Here is a 15,701-nt window from a genome sequence, read left to right as displayed (position 1 = left end):
ATTCAGTAACCCAATTTATTAAGTTCAGGATAGTCTTTAAGATTAAGTTTTCGCCCACTCTTTAATGAAAACACATATGCAGTATTCCAAAAAAGGAAATTTCCTTTAAAAAATAGTGGAACAATACTTTCTTTTTTCATGATAATTCTTACGCAATTTATTAATTTTAAGTTCTCCTATTATTTTTAAATTTAATAGATTGATGATCTTTTATCTTGGCCAATTTACTCATCAATGTAATTTGAAACTAAATAAGCACATCACATGTGATGTGCCCTATTAGTTTAGTTATTATACTTTTTATCACTGATAATCTTTCCATTACCGATTGCTTTAATTTTTTGTGAAGCATCATCGTCATCACCATTTTGGTGGAAGACGCAACCAGAATATAGCATTACTTGTTTATGCTCATAATCATCATGCTCAAAAGTGTAAGTTATCTTATAGACAACATTACTACTATTATCTGGCGCAGGCGAAATGGAAACAATGCTACAATCCATATCATAAGAAATTATCTCATCATTATCATTAAAATTACCTATCTGCTCATGCAGTTCTTGGTAACCCTTATTTTCCGCGCCACCAACAAATGCATCTTCAGCTGGATCCTCAAAGTTGTCTTCCAAGATATTTTTGGCATCATCCTCGCTGATTAAGCCCGGCCATTCAGGCTTAACGACATTACTACTACTATCATCGTCATCATCAAAGCCTAGATCATCATAATCAACTACCTTTGATCTGATTGCGTTGCCGTCAACCTTCATCATGACATAAATCTTCATGTCATCCGTAGCAGGATATTCGTTAAATACTTTTTCGCCGTTCTTATCTAACATACCAACTTTTTTCTCGTTAATATAGACATCCGCACCAGGAGAGCTTTTAACCGTAAAATTGACGGTCTTGATATTCATATTAATTGCACTATTTGAAAAAATATTGGCGCTTTTATCAGCAGTTAACTTATGACCAGCAGCAGTCGATTTAACTACAATATGATATTTTCCAGGAAAAAGTGGCTGTACCTGCTTATAATAACTTTCACCACTACCATTAACCCCACCGATTTTTTCATCATTAACATAAATCGTCGAATTGGCATGATTAGTCTTAATATGTGGTGTAAAAGTCTTAAATTTTAACGTATATTTAGGGAAAAACAGTAAATAGCGTCCTGACTGTACTAACGAAACGTCTTCATAAGTATCACCATACTTAAAAGCTTCTGCCATCTTATCGGCATCACTATTGTGATTAAAATAATAATTTTGCGTTGGCTTCAAAGCCGCATTAGTGACATGCACACTAGGATTATCCGAGGTAACATAGTCCGCTAAATTTGCCCGCGGATTTTTTAAATACGCAGTAATCTGATCAACTTGATTTTTCCGTTGATAATGATTTGAGCCCCAAGCATAAAAAGTAATGAAAGCAACAACCAAAACGCCCACAATGTTCAAAATTATCTTAGTTTTCTTTTTCATCGGCTGGCGCAGATTATTGTCAGCAGCTTGCCGGGGCGTCTGATCCGTTCGGTATTCCTGCCGGCTTTGCTTATTATTAGACAGCTTTGCGCCACATTTGGAACAAAACTCCTCGTTTTCGTTAACTGGTTGTCCACAATTTGGACAAAATTCATTTTTATTCATCTTTACACCATCTACATTGAACCATTAAAACCCGAAATAATTTGATTAAAAATTGACCGTAAAACGGAATTATAAATAAGTGAGTTCATTATCAAACTACAAACAAAAATAATACCAAAAGCAAGCAAAGCGCCATATGCTTTATCCCGTCGAGCACCGTTATTTGCTAGCAAGGCCACTTCTTGACCAATAAAGAACAAACCAAATAATAGTAAAACTAAAAATAAAGTAAATCTGATACTATTAAGTCCTAAAACCATTAATAAAAAGAAAATGACTGTCAAAATCAAATTTAGGTTACTAGCATGGATACCGCGGTTAACAAAATCTAATAGATTAATTTGCTCATCATAAATAAATTTATATGCCACAAAGTGACTACCAATCACAATCACTTGGAAAATCAGGACAATTAAAAATACCCGAAAGACAATGCCAAAAGAAATATCAAAATTGCCCCAACCTCTAGTATCGCCCCCGAAATGATTGACTAAGCCAATTGCACTGGTAATAACTGACTTAGCAAAGAAATATAATCCAGTAACAAATAAAACATCTTCAATTAAAATTGTTACCCAGCCGTACCAGCTTTGAGCAGCTAAATTGCTAGTTGCGGGACATTTCCATGATTCAACCAGCCATTCCCAATAATTTTGCAAATAGCTACCAGAATTAACATGTTGCTGATTAACTTCAGCCACAACTGGTGCAGTTTTTTTAGTTACAGTAGTAGCCTGCTCCGGCTCTTTTTCTAACGTAATTGAACGTAAATCGCTACCGCATTTAGTACAAAAATTAACCCCATTTTCCATCAGGGCACCACAATTAGGGCACTTTTTCATTACTTGCTCCTTACATTTATAACAACATTATATGTGTATTAACTACTTTCATCAGCTCCCAAAATCTGGAATAGCAATATTGGATAGTAAAACATCTTCTTCCCACTTTGTCTTTTACCCAAATAACTAAACTATATATAAAAAAAGCTAAAAAGGCAGAACACTAATTCATTGTAAAATTATCTATTTTTACTGTCAAATTGTAGTATTAGGCTGGATTGAACTGCTTCATAGTTGGTACTTTTGCAAACTGTAGTAAACTAGAAGTTAAAAATGAACAAATGAGGTTAAAAAATGAAAATTGTAAATTTAGATAGTTATGCCTTAAACCCCGGTGACCTTGATTGGACACCCCTTAAGCAGTTGGGCGAATGTACCATTTATGATCGAACACCAGTTGATGATGACGGCGAGATTTTGCGCAGAATCGGTGATGCCGAAATAGTATTAACTAATAAAACACCATTAAATCGAAGTGTTATCACCAAAGCACCTAATCTTAAATACATTGGAGTCACCGCGACCGGGTACAATGTGATTGATACTGCGGCTGCACGGGCAGCTAACATCCCGGTTACTAATATTCCAACTTACGGCACCGATGCAGTAGCACAATTTACTTTTGCTCTACTCCTTGAAATCACTAGCCAAGTTGGTTTGCACAATAAACTGGTTCACGAGGGACGCTGGAGCAACAATCCTGATTTTACTTTTTGGGCAAAACCATTAATCGAACTGCAAGGTAAAACAATGGGATTAATTGGCTTTGGCAGCATCGCTCAAAAAGTCGCTGAAATCGCCCATGCCTTTGCAATGAACGTTATTTTTTATAATCATCGACCAAAAACAAATCTTCCAGACTACGTAAAACAAGTTAGTCTGGATGAATTATATCAACAAGCCGACATTATTAGTCTTCACGTGCCACAAGCACCTGAAACAACTGAAATGATTGACCGAGAAGCAATTACCAAGATGAAGGATGGCGTTCTATTACTTAATACAGCACGCGGGGGGTTGATTAACGAGCAAGATGTTGCTCACGCTTTGAATAATGGTAAAATTGGAGCAGCTGGTGTTGATGTTGCCGAGCAAGAACCAATTCCGGTAAACAGTCCGCTCTTATCTGCCAAAAATTGTTACATTACACCACATATTGCGTGGGCACCAAAAGAAACACGTAAGCGCCTGTTAGATATTACAATCAACAACTTATCAGCTTTCTTAAACGGAAAAGCCGTTAATGTCGTTAATTAAAAAAATAAGCTGCAAAATTAATCTTTGCAGCTTATTTTTATTCACCTTTTTTAAAAATTAAATGTAATCCGCCGTCTGGCAGTTTTTTGATAAAATCTATTTTAAATTGATCATCAATTCTACTAGTTGTTTCAAAAGTAGTCTTAATCTCGCGGTCACCATTGACATATGGCGAAATGACGAGAGAAATTTCATCGACTAAGTGCTGTTCTAAAAAGACACCATTAATTCTAGCACCACCACAAAGAGCTAATTTTTCAATGCCAAAATGCGCTCTTAGCTTAACTAAAACTTCCTTTAAGTTAAAATTCTCCTCTCCAGAAACAATATAGGGGATTTCCATTGTACGCAGAAAGGACAAATATTCTTTTCGTGCCTTTTTCGTAACAACTTCAATTGCTCGCATTTGTTGATTATGATATAGAAAATAATTTTTATTCCAACCACATTTTCCTTTACGATCAAAGGCAACAGCCCAAGTCGCTGATTCAATATCAGGTAGCCAATCTTCATACTTAATTCCAGCAGTACTGTATTGACTCAAATCAAGTGTTTCAGGGGCGGCATACATTTGAATCGTCCGGCGACCATTGCCATCAGCATTACTTAAAACAAATAGTTCATCATTATAATATTTGCTTGACGCAGGGCTATCACATTTACCATCAATTTTACCGTCAATCGTGACATACATATGAACTACTACTTTTGCTCTATCCATTTTTGCCTCCTTTTAATTTAAACCAAATATAATCCTTCAAATATACTTGAAGTCAAGAAGAGAACAGAATATTTTACCTGAGTTAAAAATATTTAAATTTATTGCTATATTTCCCTTGACCTTGACGTAGCGTCAACAATTATACTTCAAAATGTAAGTGAGGAGATTTAATTATGTCGTATTCAATCACCGAATTAGCTAAATTAACAGGAATTTCAACGAGAACTTTGCGTTTTTACGATAAGACGGGACTACTAATTGCCCGTCGTAATACTAAAAATAATTATCGTTATTATGACAAGGCCGAAGTTGATCAACTACAAAAGATAATGTTTTTAAGATTATTTGACTTGCCTTTAGCGCAAATCAAAAAAATCATGCAAAGTTCTACTGCAATCCAATACCAAGCTTTAAAACAACAACGTCAAAAAATAATAGCTGAGAAAAACCGATTAACGGCATTGATTGATAACCTAGATCAAACACTTACATCGATGAAAGGAAAAACACCCATGAACATGAGCGATCAAGAAAAATTTATTGCCTTTAAAATGAAAAAAATTAATGATAATGAAAAAATGTATGGCAAAGAAATTCGTACTAAATATGGTAATGATCTTATTGATACGAGTAAGCAAAAAGTCTATGCTCTGTCCAAAAAAGAATTTGATCATTTAGAACAAATCACTAAACAAATTTTGATTCAGTTAAAGCCACTAGTTGGTACTACTGATTTCCAACAAACTGCTGCTAAACAACTTTTTACTTTACATAAAGAATATTTACAGATGATGTGGCCTAGCCAGTTATATTCATCCACGAATCACAAAAATTTGGCTACAATGTATGTTTGTGATGAACGATTTAAGAAATACTATGAAGAGGGTACTGGTATGGAAGGTGCCGCCCAAACTTTAAAAGATATTATTAATTATTATGCTTAAAGAGCTTAATAAATAAAAGGACATTTTGTTATTTTTACAAATTGTCCTTTTTGTATAATTAAATCTTATCTGGTTAGCAGAAGTAGCCTAAAAGACAGTTATAAGTAGAACTTAAAGACAAATTGATCATCTAATAATCCAATATTGAATCAAGCATTCTTTTAACCAATATGCTTGTCAAAAGAATACTACTTTCTCCTAGCTTAAGCTATTAGAAATTGATAAGTACCTGATTTCACTGTGATTCTTGTATTTTCAACACTTGCTTGTGGATACTTTTTTAAAAACTTATCCGTATCCGGCGGATAAATAGTGGCTTTACATCCTGCAGGAATGCTAAATTTATATATCCCATTCCTAAGTTGGATAGTAAATAAACCATTTACACTTAAATACTTCATTTGAAAATCATTAACTATGCCTTTGAACTTCGGGTTAATTGCAACTTCTTTATATCCTGGCTTGATTACATTTAAACCAACAACATTTCTTATAAACCAATCAAGGACACACCCCATAGCGTAATGATTAAAGGAAAATGTCCCTACTTTACCATCAGGTTGAATCCCCGCCCAAGATTCCCAAATAGTAGTAGCTCCATGGTCAACTTCATATAACCAAGACGGGCACTTATCCTGTAAAAATAATTGCTTAGCTAATTCTATTTCATCATTATCAACTAGTACGTCTAATAAATATGGAACAGACAAAAAGCCAGTATCTAGGCAGTCATTGTTATCATGTATTAGTTCTACTAGCCTAGCTAACAATTGCTGTTTAAGATTATGGTCTTCAACCATATCAAACGCCAGTGCCAAAACATAGCATCCCTGATAATCGCTAGTTAACTTGCCAGCTTTTACAAATTTATTAGTAAAGGATATTTTTACCTTATTAGCATATTCAATATACTGATTACTATCTTTACCTAAAAGCTTGCTTATTTTAGCAAGAAGTATTGCAGAGTGTGCTAAAAATACGGTCGCAACTAAATCTTTAGTTGCTTTAGCTGACTTCATCGGATCTGGATTGCCAATCATCATACTTGGAAACATCCAATCACCATAGTGAAAAGTAGTATCCAAAATGTAACAGTCATTGCCCTTTTTATCTGCAGCAGCACTTTTTACACTGTAATTATGCCACTTCATCATTGCATCATAGTTTTCTAGCAATATTTCCTTGTGTCCATATCTTTGATACAGAGTCCAAGGTACCATGATGAGTGGCATCGCCCCAGCCAGCTGGACTCAAAATACCTTTAAAATCAAGCGTACTTTGGTAAAAATCTTCAGTATCATAATAAAAAGTTGCAGCTGGTGCGAAAACTTGCATATCACAGGTCCAACCTACACGTTCACATTGCAGACAATCAGTTGGAATAGACAACATATTGCCACGCTGACTCCATTTAATGTTTTGTAGTAGACGATTTATTCGCTGTGCTCTACCTCGCATCCATATGCAATAGAGCATACAGTTCTTGGCCCCGCTGTTTAACAATATCTGTAATTGATAAAACATACTCTTCAAAAGTTGATTTACCTGATAATTTTTGTAGTGAAATATTATCCTTAGTAACCTTTTCTGTAAAACTCCATAAGTAGTTCTTATCAATAAAATCAGTATAGGTAGTAAAATTTTTAAAATAAAAATCGTTCAATACAATTAAAAATTTATCAAAGAAATCATTGTATGGCACTCGAGCCCTCTTAGGATTAATTCCACCATGAACTGGCAAAATAAAAAAATTACCTAATTGATAATTATTACATAGTTGATAATATGAATGACCGTTCTTATCAGTAGCCTCAAACTCAAAAATCTGGTCACTATTATGTGGTGTATATTTTTTAATAATACCAATAATTTCTAACTGTTTTTTTCGATCTAAAAAACGATAGTAACTACCATAGTACTTTTTTACCGCTATTCTATAAGTATTCAACGTATCACCCGCATGATTTTTTTCGTCAAACCAAGGAAAAAGCTTATGATAAATACTATTTGTTAATTCGGTGCAATCCGCTTCTTTCCCTTGCGTTAAAAAATCAAACCTTATAGTCTGTTCCTCATCTAAAGACAAGAAATCATCTAAAGTTATTTTATTAATTCCAGAATATTCTGTAAGTTTCATTTAACACCTCTAAAAAATCAGTTACTTCTTTAAAAAATCCAAGTATCCCTCATATTGCTATAAAGCTATCCTTCTTTCCTTTCTAATATCAACAGCTATTGGAATCTGCCCCATTCTAAATTATTAAAAAAATATTCCGCGAATAAAATTATACTCCCATGCTACCACACTATAAGAATATATACCGAGTGTTTGCTAAATAATTTCAAGCTAATTAGTCTACTACCAGATTTAAGAATTCTGAAGATTAATAAATTTTTAGGTACAAAAAATAGCGGGCACAAAGCCCGTTATATCGTCTTCTAGTCTGCCTCTAATGACTTTTTCGTACACACAACTTTTTTCTTTGTACATTTTTTGTGCATGAGAACCTTTATTAACGAAAATCAACCTTAACTTATCTTCGAAAAAGGTTGATAAATCAAGGTTGATTACTTTGAATTACTATTAAAAATGCTGATTGCCAGAATCGAACTGGCGACCTTTTCTTTACGAGGGAAACGCTCTACCAACTGAGCTAAATCAGCGCTTTTTGTAACATTCAAATTATACCAAAACAAAAAAAGTCATGCAATCAAATGAATGACTTTTATTTATTATTTCCAGTCAAGACACAGCCCCTGTTGATGCAGCAATTGAGGTAACTGGTCGCGATCAATTTTTTTATTATCCAACTTGGCCCCGGTTATTTGTTTGGTAAAAGAATCAATGCGGTGATTAGTTGCTCGTAAATCATAATATTTTTCCACAGTTTGGTCATAGTCTTTTAACTCAGCAACATTGAAATTTTGTGGATAATTATTTTCAAACGTAGTGAATTTTAGGGGTAAACGTGGCTTTAATTGTGGGTTTTGATCGGGGACCCCTACCTGCATCCCCAGTGCAGGAAAAGTTAGTTTCGGTAAATCCAGCACCTCAAGTAGTGCTAGTGGATGGTCATTAATTGTCCCCAGTGGCACATAACCTAGTCCCATACTTTCCACCGCATTAGCCACATTTTGCCATGCAAGTAAGGTATCGTCCATTCCTTGCATAAAAAGATCAGTTGTATGTACTCGACCATCATCTTGACCTAGTTGCTGGCGAATCTGCTGATTACGATACAGATCAACTACAAAAATAAATAAGTCGCCTTCTGCCCCTACATACTTTTGGTTACACAATTGCCGTATTTTTGCTCGTTTTTCCTCATCAGTAATATGCAAGAGAGTCGTATTTTGCATAAATAGACTTGTAGCCGTATGCTGAAAAACTGTGAATAAGGTTGTTAATTGTTCGGTTGTTAACGATTGAGCTTTAAACTTTCTAATCGATCTGTGATTAATTTGCTGATCAATGGTTGAATTGTGAATCATTGGCTTACTTCCCCTCTGAATTGACTTACTTAAAATTAATGTAGTGCAAAAACCACCTGGTGTCAATTAGTAGTAATTTATATAAATAATTTACCAATTTATGCTAAAATCTATTTAAACGGTTACAAAAATGGAGGCAAAAATGCGTATATTAGTTATTGGTGGAGCCGGCTACATAGGTTCAAATGCAGTTAAACAATTACTGGATAACGGGTACGAAGTAGTTGTGCTTGATGCTTTATACACAGGTCATCGTCTGGCTGTAGACAATCGCGCCAAGTTTTATCAAGGCGACCTTAAAAATAAATTTTTAGTAAGTCAAATTCTGCGTAATGAAAAAATTGATGCTGTTATGCACTTTGCAGCCTATTCACTAGTACCAGAGTCAATGAAAAACCCCCTCAAGTATTACGATAATAATGTTTGGGGAATGATTGCCCTTCTTGAGGCAATGCGGGATGCAAGGGTGAATTACCTGGTCTTTTCTTCTAGTGCTGCGACTTATGGCATCCCTAAAAAGTTACCAATTACTGAAGATTCACCATTAAATCCAATTAATCCATATGGTGATACCAAATTAATGATGGAAAAAATCATGCACTGGGCCGACAAAGCTGATGGTATTAAATCAGTTGCACTAAGATATTTTAACGTTGCCGGGGCATCAAAGGATGGACAAACAGGTGAAGACCATGCACCTGAAACACATCTTATTCCCAATATTTTAAATAGTGCTGTTAAGGGTGATAATAAGTTCACCATTTTTGGGGATGACTATGATACACACGATGGTACTAATGTACGTGACTACATTCAAGTAACCGATCTAATCGATGCTCATATTTTAGCACTACAATATTTAATCAAAACTAACCTATCAGATGTCTTTAATTTAGGTACTGAACACGGCTACTCCAATTTAGAAATTTTGCAAGCTGCGCGCAAGGTTACCGGAATTCAGATTCCATACACAATCGGACCAAGACGTAGCGGTGATCCGGATAGTCTTGTTGCTGATTCTACTAAAGCTAGAACCATCTTACATTGGCAGCCCCAATTTGAAAGTGCTGAAGATCTCATTGCAAGTGCATGGCAATGGCACCAAGCTCATCCTCATGGTTATGAAGATTAAACTAAAATTGTACTGGTAAATATTACCAGTACATTTTTTAGTTGGTAGAATTAATCACGGTATATAAATCTATATCACAAAACTGGTCGTGATTTTTTACTTCATCTTTCAATAATGCAACGTGGTCAAATTTTAGTCTCTGGGCTATTGCTCTACTAGCTTTATTTCGATGATCGACCAAGAGGTTTAACCGGTGTAATTTTAACTCAGAAAAAGAGATATCTATCAAATGTCTCACTACCTCGGTCATAATGCCCTTACCCTGATATTTCTGGCCAAGCCAATAACCAATTTCCGCACTTTGATGATTTAGCTTTATATCATGCAGATCAACCATACCCGCTGGTTGGTTATTCACAAGAATCACTAATGCCAATTTTTTATATTCCGCGGTCTCACTTCGCATAAGCTTAATAAAAGCAAGTTCATCCTGAAGCGCATTTATTTCATTCGCCCAAGGCAAGAAGCGTGATAATTCTGATCGATCCTGCTCAATAAGATTATATAAACTTTGCGCATGACTTGTTTCCGGGAAAACTAACTTAATGGATAAATTGTTCAACGAAAAAGTAGCTAAAACAAACATTGATTATCTCCTTTAATAAATCCTTAATTAAACTCATCATACAATTATCAAAATAATTGTCAACTCAAAAAAATCTCATCTTTATATAAGCATGTCAATTTAATAAATGCTATAATCGACTATTGTAATATCAATGTAATATTTTATAGTTTCGGAGAAATCTAATGAATGAAAAAGATGAAGAAAACAATAATAGTGGTTATGAACGAACCCTAACTAACGCCCATATTCAATTAATTGCCTTAGGCGGAACAATCGGCACCGGCTTATTTTTAGGTGTCGGCAATAGTATCCGCCGAGCTGGTCCAAGTGTCCTCTTAATTTACGTTATTGTGGGAATTTTTTTATTTTTATTAATGCGTGCTCTAGGTGAACTAATTGTTTCAGATTTGTCAAAGCATACCTACATCGACTTTATCAAAAAATACTTAGGTAAAGATATAGGTCTGATTTCAGGTTATCTTTATTGGATTAGCTGGGTCACATTGGGGATGGCTGAAATGACTGCTCTAGGAATTTATTTCCAATATTGGTTTCCTCGACTGCCAACTTGGCTACCTGGATTAATAACGGTGGCAGTATTATTAATTATTAACTTACTGTCCGCTCGTTTTTTTGGTAATTTGGAATTTAGTTTTGCAATTATTAAAATTGTAACAATTATTGCCTTCGTCATTTTAGTCTTTTACCTCTTATTAACAGGTAGCAAAACTAGTCTGGGGCCAGTTACTTTTGCCAATCTAAACAGTCACGGTGGCCTATTTGCCAAAGGTAGCATTGGCTTCTTCGCTGGCTTTCAGATGGTTATCTTTAGTTTTGTCGGCGTAGAACTAGTTGGTTTAACTGCAGCCGAAGCCCAAAATCCAGCCAAAACCATAAAAAAAGCAATTAACGAAGTCCCTATGAGAATCATCTTATTTTATGTTTTAGCAATTGTGGCGATTTTAGTCGTAATTCCCTGGAATAAGGTTGCGACTAACTCCAGTCCTTTTGTCCAAACCTTGGCTGCAACTGGTATCCAAAATGCTGGCTCACTAATTAACTTTGTAGTAATTTCCGCAGCTGTTTCAGCTACTAATAGTTTTTTGTACAGTGCAGGTAGACTACTTTTCTCGGTTACCTATCAAGGCAAAGGTAAGTGGAACCATACTTTTGGCCAGTTACACCGAAAACTTCCACAAAACGCACTTATCCTATCTGCTGTTTTAATGGAATTAGCTCCCTTAGTTATCATTTTAATTGGAAATAATGCATTTAATTTTATTTCTTCGACTTCAACTAGTATGTTCTTGATTATTTGGTGTCTAATGTTGCTTACCCATATTGCATATCGTAAACAAACAAAGGAACAAGACTTGACTGATTTTAAGATGCCATGGTTTCCTTATTTAGATTTTGCTACTCTGGCCTTCTTTATCATAATGATTATTTTATTACTCTTTTTACCAGAAAATCGGATTGCAATGATTGCCGCATTATTAATTTTTATTATTTTATTCAGTTTAGTTAAAATTCGCCATCAAGAATAAAATAGATAACAAAAAAATCTTAGATCAAAAGATCTAAGATTTTTTAATTATGTATCAACCTTTGCTTTATTTTTTGCCATAACCCCAATGCTTGCCGCATTCGGTCAGCTGGAACATAATTTCTAATTGCACGTAAAGTTTTTTTATTATTTCGTGTAGAAAAAATAAATTTACCATTTACTTTCGTTCGAATTTCAAACCTTGGAATATATCGACCACCGAAATGGACGTCCGCTACAATATAAGTTACTTCTGCCCATGGAATTTGGACATAATCAGAAATATTACGATCATTATAAAATTCAAATGCTTTATTTCCAATCATGGCTTTGCCATAAGTTGAAATTCCCCGAAACCATGTTGCACTAGTAGTAAAATCAACCTTGTTGTTACTTGATTCAACCATTTTATTAGAGTACATGCAAAACGTGTAAGCCAACACCAATAATGAAAATAGCAATAATAATCACTATTGGGGATACTTTCTTCTTCAAAAGCCACATACACAAGAAGGTTAATAATAAACCAGCTAAACCAGGAATCAAGGTATCCAAATTATTTTGCAAGGTAGTTACCTTAAATTTAGTCAAGGATAAACCATTACTTTGAGCAATTAAAGCTTGTTGGATTCCTTTAGCACCTGCTGGCAGAGTATTCCAATCAATGTAACCGCCCTTTTGAATTGGCGTTTGGGAAACAATTGGCGTAAATTTAATATTGACCCAGCGTTCAATTAAAGAACCTAGGACAAACATTCCCATCATGGACGCTCCACGCGTTACCTTTTGCAGTAATCCGCCTGACATATCATTAGTAATCGCTGAACCTGCCCGATAGCCAAATTCCTGTGTATACCACATAAAGGCAATTCTAATTACATTCCATATAACAAAGAATAAAACTGGTCCTAAAATGTTACCCTGAATTGCCATTGAAGCACCTAATGCTCCAACGATTGGACGCACAGTATACCAAAAGACTGGATCACCAACACCGGCTAGGGGCCCCATCATTCCAACCTTAACTCCTTGGACTGCTTCGTCACCAACTGGAGCACCGTTAGCTTTATCCTCTTCTAAAGCTAAGGTAACACCTAAAATTGGTGAAACCAAATAAGGGTGCACGTTAAAAAATACTAAATGGCGCTCTAGCGCTGCCGCCATATCCTCTTGATTAGGATATAACTTTCGTAATGCTGGAATTAGTGAATAGGCAAAACCACCATTTTGCATTCTTTCATAGTTCCATGAAGCCTGCAAAAATTGTGAATGCCACATGACTTTGAAGCGATCGGCTTTAGTTAATTTTATTTTTTGATCAGCCATAATAAACTCCTCCTCTTAAATATCACTTTAATAATCATCAATAATATCGCCGAGTGGATCGCCGGTACCTTCATTATTTGTACTTGAATTATTGTTATTGCCTTGAGATTCAAGTGCTAAGTACATTAAGGCCATTGCTAAACCAATTGCACCTAAAGCGATTAAAGTTAAGTCCTTAATTGCAGCTAAAGCAAACCCAATCGCAAAGAATGGCCAAACCTCACGGCTTGCCATCATGTTAATTACCATTGCATAACCCACTGCTACAACCATGGCACCACCAATTGACATACCTTCGTTAAGCCAAGTTGGCATTAAGCCTAGCCAATATTTAACCGTTGAAGCTGGAATTGCCAAGAGCAATGCAGCGGGCACAGCAATTCTTAATCCTTGTAAGCAGACTGCTATCCATTGCCACATATTAATTTTGCGCCAATTACCTTTTTTAGCATCAGCATCCATGATATGTGCAATAGCAGTTGAAATTGTTCTGACAATCATTGTTAAAAACAAACCAGCAACTGCTAAAGGCATTGCGATACCAGTTGCCATTCCAATTCCTTTAGTACCTTGTCCGCTTTGAACTAAAATAATGGCAGATGCAACCGATGCTAGAGCTGCATCTGGAGCAACAGCAGCCCCAATATTAGCCCAACCAAGGGCAATCATTTGTAATTGCCCACCTAAAATAATACCTAAATCTAAATGTCCTGTTACTAAACCAATTAGTGTACAAGCAACCAAAGGTTGATGAAATTCCCACTGGTCCAAAATACCTTCCATACCTGCAAGAAAGGCAACAAGAACCACTAAAACCATTTGAATAGTGTTCATATTATACTCCCCTATTTATTCTGCTCATTAAGCAAACTTTGCGCTTTACTTAAAATTGCATCCATGTTGCCAGGTTTATCATTTGGCACTTTACGCACATCAAACTTAATACCCATTTTTTCAAGTTCACGAAAAGTGTCTACATCTTCTTGATTCATCGATAAAACGTTATTAGCATTTACATCACCAACACTATATGACATTGAACCCACATTGATTGTTTTTATGTCTATTCCCGCCTTAACTACTTTTAATACATCTTCTGGATTTTCAAAAAGAAGTAAAGCATGAGTATTACCAAAGCGCGAATCATTAGCAATTTCCACCATTTTTGCTAATGGTACGGTATGCGCTTTAACACCAGCAGGGGCAGCTTCACGAATCATGCTTTTGCGCATATCATCTTTAGCAACACGATCTGATACAACAATTACACGATCTGGATGCATTGCTGGAATCCAACCTGTGGCAACTTGTCCGTGTAATAAACGTGAATCAATTCTAGCCAATACATATTTTATATGACCATCACCAACTACTGTTCCTTCTGGAATAGATTTATTCTTAATTTCTTCAGATTTATCTGATGAAGCAACTGTCTGCGTTTGCATCTCAGACATCAAATTAGTCGGCTTGGTCTTAATGCCATCCTTTGCTGGAGCAATGATTGCTGTTGCAATTTCATGAGCACTAGCCTCTGGATTAGTCATTCTTTGTGTTAAAGCCTCAACGACCATTGGTAAATTCATTCCAGAAACCACTGCCCAGGATGGATGACTTTCAAGTAATCCGCTAGCCTGGTTAAACGGAGTACCACCCCATAAATCAACTAATAGCAGTACTTCATCTTGGCTATCGAATGAAGAAATCGACTCTTCCATTTTTCCTCTAATATCATCTGGTCCCTCATCAGGTCTCAAAATGACATGAGCAAAATTGGATTGCTCGCCAAAGAGCATTTCTGCAGATTGAGCAATTCCATCCGCAAAGCCACCATGGCTTGCCAATACAATTCCTACCATGAAAATTCCTCCTTTAAATAAAATATATATATACTTATATTGTACCTTTTAAAAGCGGTTAAGTCACGCACTCACTAAACTTTTAGTGCCACTAATTTAATTTTCATAAACAAAAAAAGAAGGTTATTAAACCTTCTCTTTTAACCTTGCTCCGGCTGTCAGACTCGAACTGACGACATCTTGATTAACAGTCAAGCGCTCTACCAACTGAGCTAAGCCGGAATATTAAAAAAAGCACGGCAACGTCCTACCCTCGCAGGCAGTCTCCCACCAACTACTCTCGGCGTTAAGAAGCTTAACTTCTGTGTTCGGCATGGTTACAGGTGTTTCCTTCTTGCTCTTGCCACCGTACTTCTTTT

Annotated in this window: 16 protein-coding genes, 2 tRNA genes and 1 rRNA gene; 4 read left to right on the top strand and 15 right to left on the bottom strand. The window is 35.6% G+C overall.

Going from position 1 to position 15,701, the window contains the following annotated elements:
- Positions 1-284: 284 nt before the first annotated feature.
- Both F5ESL0225_RS01250 and F5ESL0225_RS01245 read right to left on the bottom strand, forming a co-directional pair.
- Positions 285-1,658, bottom strand: a complete 1,374-nt coding sequence (locus F5ESL0225_RS01250; protein WP_122047708.1) for a zinc ribbon domain-containing protein — start codon at positions 1,656-1,658, stop codon at positions 285-287.
- A gap of 11 nt (positions 1,659-1,669) precedes the next feature.
- Positions 1,670-2,500, bottom strand: coding sequence for a zinc ribbon domain-containing protein (locus tag F5ESL0225_RS01245; RefSeq protein ID WP_122047707.1), 831 nt, complete (start codon positions 2,498-2,500; stop codon positions 1,670-1,672).
- 294 nt (positions 2,501-2,794) lie between these two features.
- Here F5ESL0225_RS01245 and F5ESL0225_RS01240 point away from each other — a divergent pair, with 294 nt between their 5' ends.
- Positions 2,795-3,757, top strand: a complete 963-nt coding sequence (locus F5ESL0225_RS01240; protein WP_122047706.1) for a D-2-hydroxyacid dehydrogenase — start codon at positions 2,795-2,797, stop codon at positions 3,755-3,757.
- Positions 3,758-3,794: 37 nt separating this feature from the next.
- On the opposite strand, the gene F5ESL0225_RS01235 is transcribed toward F5ESL0225_RS01240, so the two are convergent.
- Complete coding sequence (locus F5ESL0225_RS01235) at positions 3,795-4,478, bottom strand: dihydrofolate reductase family protein (RefSeq protein WP_122021289.1); 684 nt, start codon at positions 4,476-4,478, stop codon at positions 3,795-3,797.
- Positions 4,479-4,651: 173 nt separating this feature from the next.
- On the opposite strand from F5ESL0225_RS01235, the gene F5ESL0225_RS01230 reads away from it, so the two are divergent.
- The gene (locus F5ESL0225_RS01230; RefSeq protein ID WP_122047705.1) at positions 4,652-5,422 is read left to right on the top strand and encodes a MerR family transcriptional regulator; all 771 of its coding nucleotides are present in this window, start codon (positions 4,652-4,654) and stop codon (positions 5,420-5,422) included.
- 203 nt (positions 5,423-5,625) lie between these two features.
- On the opposite strand, the gene F5ESL0225_RS08485 is transcribed toward F5ESL0225_RS01230, so the two are convergent.
- The 5 genes from F5ESL0225_RS08485 to F5ESL0225_RS01210 form a co-directional block, all read right to left on the bottom strand.
- Positions 5,626-6,597, bottom strand: a complete 972-nt coding sequence (locus F5ESL0225_RS08485; RefSeq protein ID WP_255409647.1) for an alpha-L-rhamnosidase C-terminal domain-containing protein — start codon at positions 6,595-6,597, stop codon at positions 5,626-5,628.
- On the bottom strand, positions 6,581-6,880 hold the full coding sequence (locus F5ESL0225_RS08480; RefSeq protein WP_255409646.1) for a hypothetical protein: 300 nt from the start codon (positions 6,878-6,880) through the stop codon (positions 6,581-6,583). Before F5ESL0225_RS08480 ends, F5ESL0225_RS08485 begins: the two co-directional genes overlap by 17 nt.
- Positions 6,870-7,559, bottom strand: a complete 690-nt coding sequence (locus tag F5ESL0225_RS01220; protein WP_122047704.1) for a hypothetical protein — start codon at positions 7,557-7,559, stop codon at positions 6,870-6,872. Before F5ESL0225_RS01220 ends, F5ESL0225_RS08480 begins: the two co-directional genes overlap by 11 nt.
- Positions 7,560-8,013: 454 nt before the next feature.
- Positions 8,014-8,086, bottom strand: a tRNA-Thr gene (locus F5ESL0225_RS01215).
- A gap of 69 nt (positions 8,087-8,155) precedes the next feature.
- A complete protein-coding gene (locus F5ESL0225_RS01210; RefSeq protein ID WP_122047703.1) occupies positions 8,156-8,914 on the bottom strand; it encodes an NADPH-dependent oxidoreductase in 759 nt (252 codons plus the stop codon).
- A gap of 142 nt (positions 8,915-9,056) precedes the next feature.
- On the opposite strand from F5ESL0225_RS01210, the gene galE reads away from it, so the two are divergent.
- Positions 9,057-10,046, top strand: coding sequence for a UDP-glucose 4-epimerase GalE (gene galE, locus F5ESL0225_RS01205; RefSeq protein ID WP_122047702.1), 990 nt, complete (start codon positions 9,057-9,059; stop codon positions 10,044-10,046).
- A 37-nt stretch (positions 10,047-10,083) separates the two neighbouring features.
- Here the strand turns inward: galE and F5ESL0225_RS01200 are convergent, their stop codons facing one another.
- A complete protein-coding gene (locus F5ESL0225_RS01200; RefSeq protein ID WP_122021283.1) occupies positions 10,084-10,632 on the bottom strand; it encodes a GNAT family N-acetyltransferase in 549 nt (182 codons plus the stop codon).
- 164 nt (positions 10,633-10,796) lie between these two features.
- Here F5ESL0225_RS01200 and F5ESL0225_RS01195 point away from each other — a divergent pair, with 164 nt between their 5' ends.
- Entirely contained in the window at positions 10,797-12,161 is a 1,365-nt protein-coding gene (locus F5ESL0225_RS01195; protein ID WP_122024413.1) for an amino acid permease, read from the top strand.
- 43 nt (positions 12,162-12,204) lie between these two features.
- Here the strand turns inward: F5ESL0225_RS01195 and F5ESL0225_RS01190 are convergent, their stop codons facing one another.
- From F5ESL0225_RS01190 to rrf, 6 genes are all read right to left on the bottom strand, one after another.
- Complete coding sequence (locus F5ESL0225_RS01190) at positions 12,205-12,567, bottom strand: DUF956 family protein (protein WP_122021334.1); 363 nt, start codon at positions 12,565-12,567, stop codon at positions 12,205-12,207.
- A gap of 4 nt (positions 12,568-12,571) precedes the next feature.
- Positions 12,572-13,486: a PTS system mannose/fructose/sorbose family transporter subunit IID gene (locus F5ESL0225_RS01185; RefSeq protein ID WP_090093517.1), complete on the bottom strand. Its 915-nt coding sequence runs from the start codon at positions 13,484-13,486 to the stop codon at positions 12,572-12,574.
- Between the two features lie 27 nt (positions 13,487-13,513).
- Entirely contained in the window at positions 13,514-14,320 is an 807-nt protein-coding gene (locus F5ESL0225_RS01180; protein WP_122021280.1) for a PTS mannose/fructose/sorbose transporter subunit IIC, read from the bottom strand.
- Positions 14,321-14,331: 11 nt separating this feature from the next.
- Positions 14,332-15,342: a mannose/fructose/sorbose PTS transporter subunit IIA gene (locus F5ESL0225_RS01175; protein WP_122047701.1), complete on the bottom strand. Its 1,011-nt coding sequence runs from the start codon at positions 15,340-15,342 to the stop codon at positions 14,332-14,334.
- A 149-nt stretch (positions 15,343-15,491) separates the two neighbouring features.
- Positions 15,492-15,564, bottom strand: a tRNA-Asn gene (locus F5ESL0225_RS01170).
- A gap of 12 nt (positions 15,565-15,576) precedes the next feature.
- Positions 15,577-15,693 (bottom strand): 5S ribosomal RNA (gene rrf, locus F5ESL0225_RS01165).
- Positions 15,694-15,701 lie beyond the last annotated feature (8 nt).

It is taken from the genome of Lactobacillus sp. ESL0225, assembly GCF_003692905.1.
GTDB classification, from domain to species: domain Bacteria; phylum Bacillota; class Bacilli; order Lactobacillales; family Lactobacillaceae; genus Lactobacillus; species Lactobacillus bombicola.
Note: the sequence above shows the minus strand (reverse complement) of the source record. Positions and strands in the feature narration are given on the sequence as shown.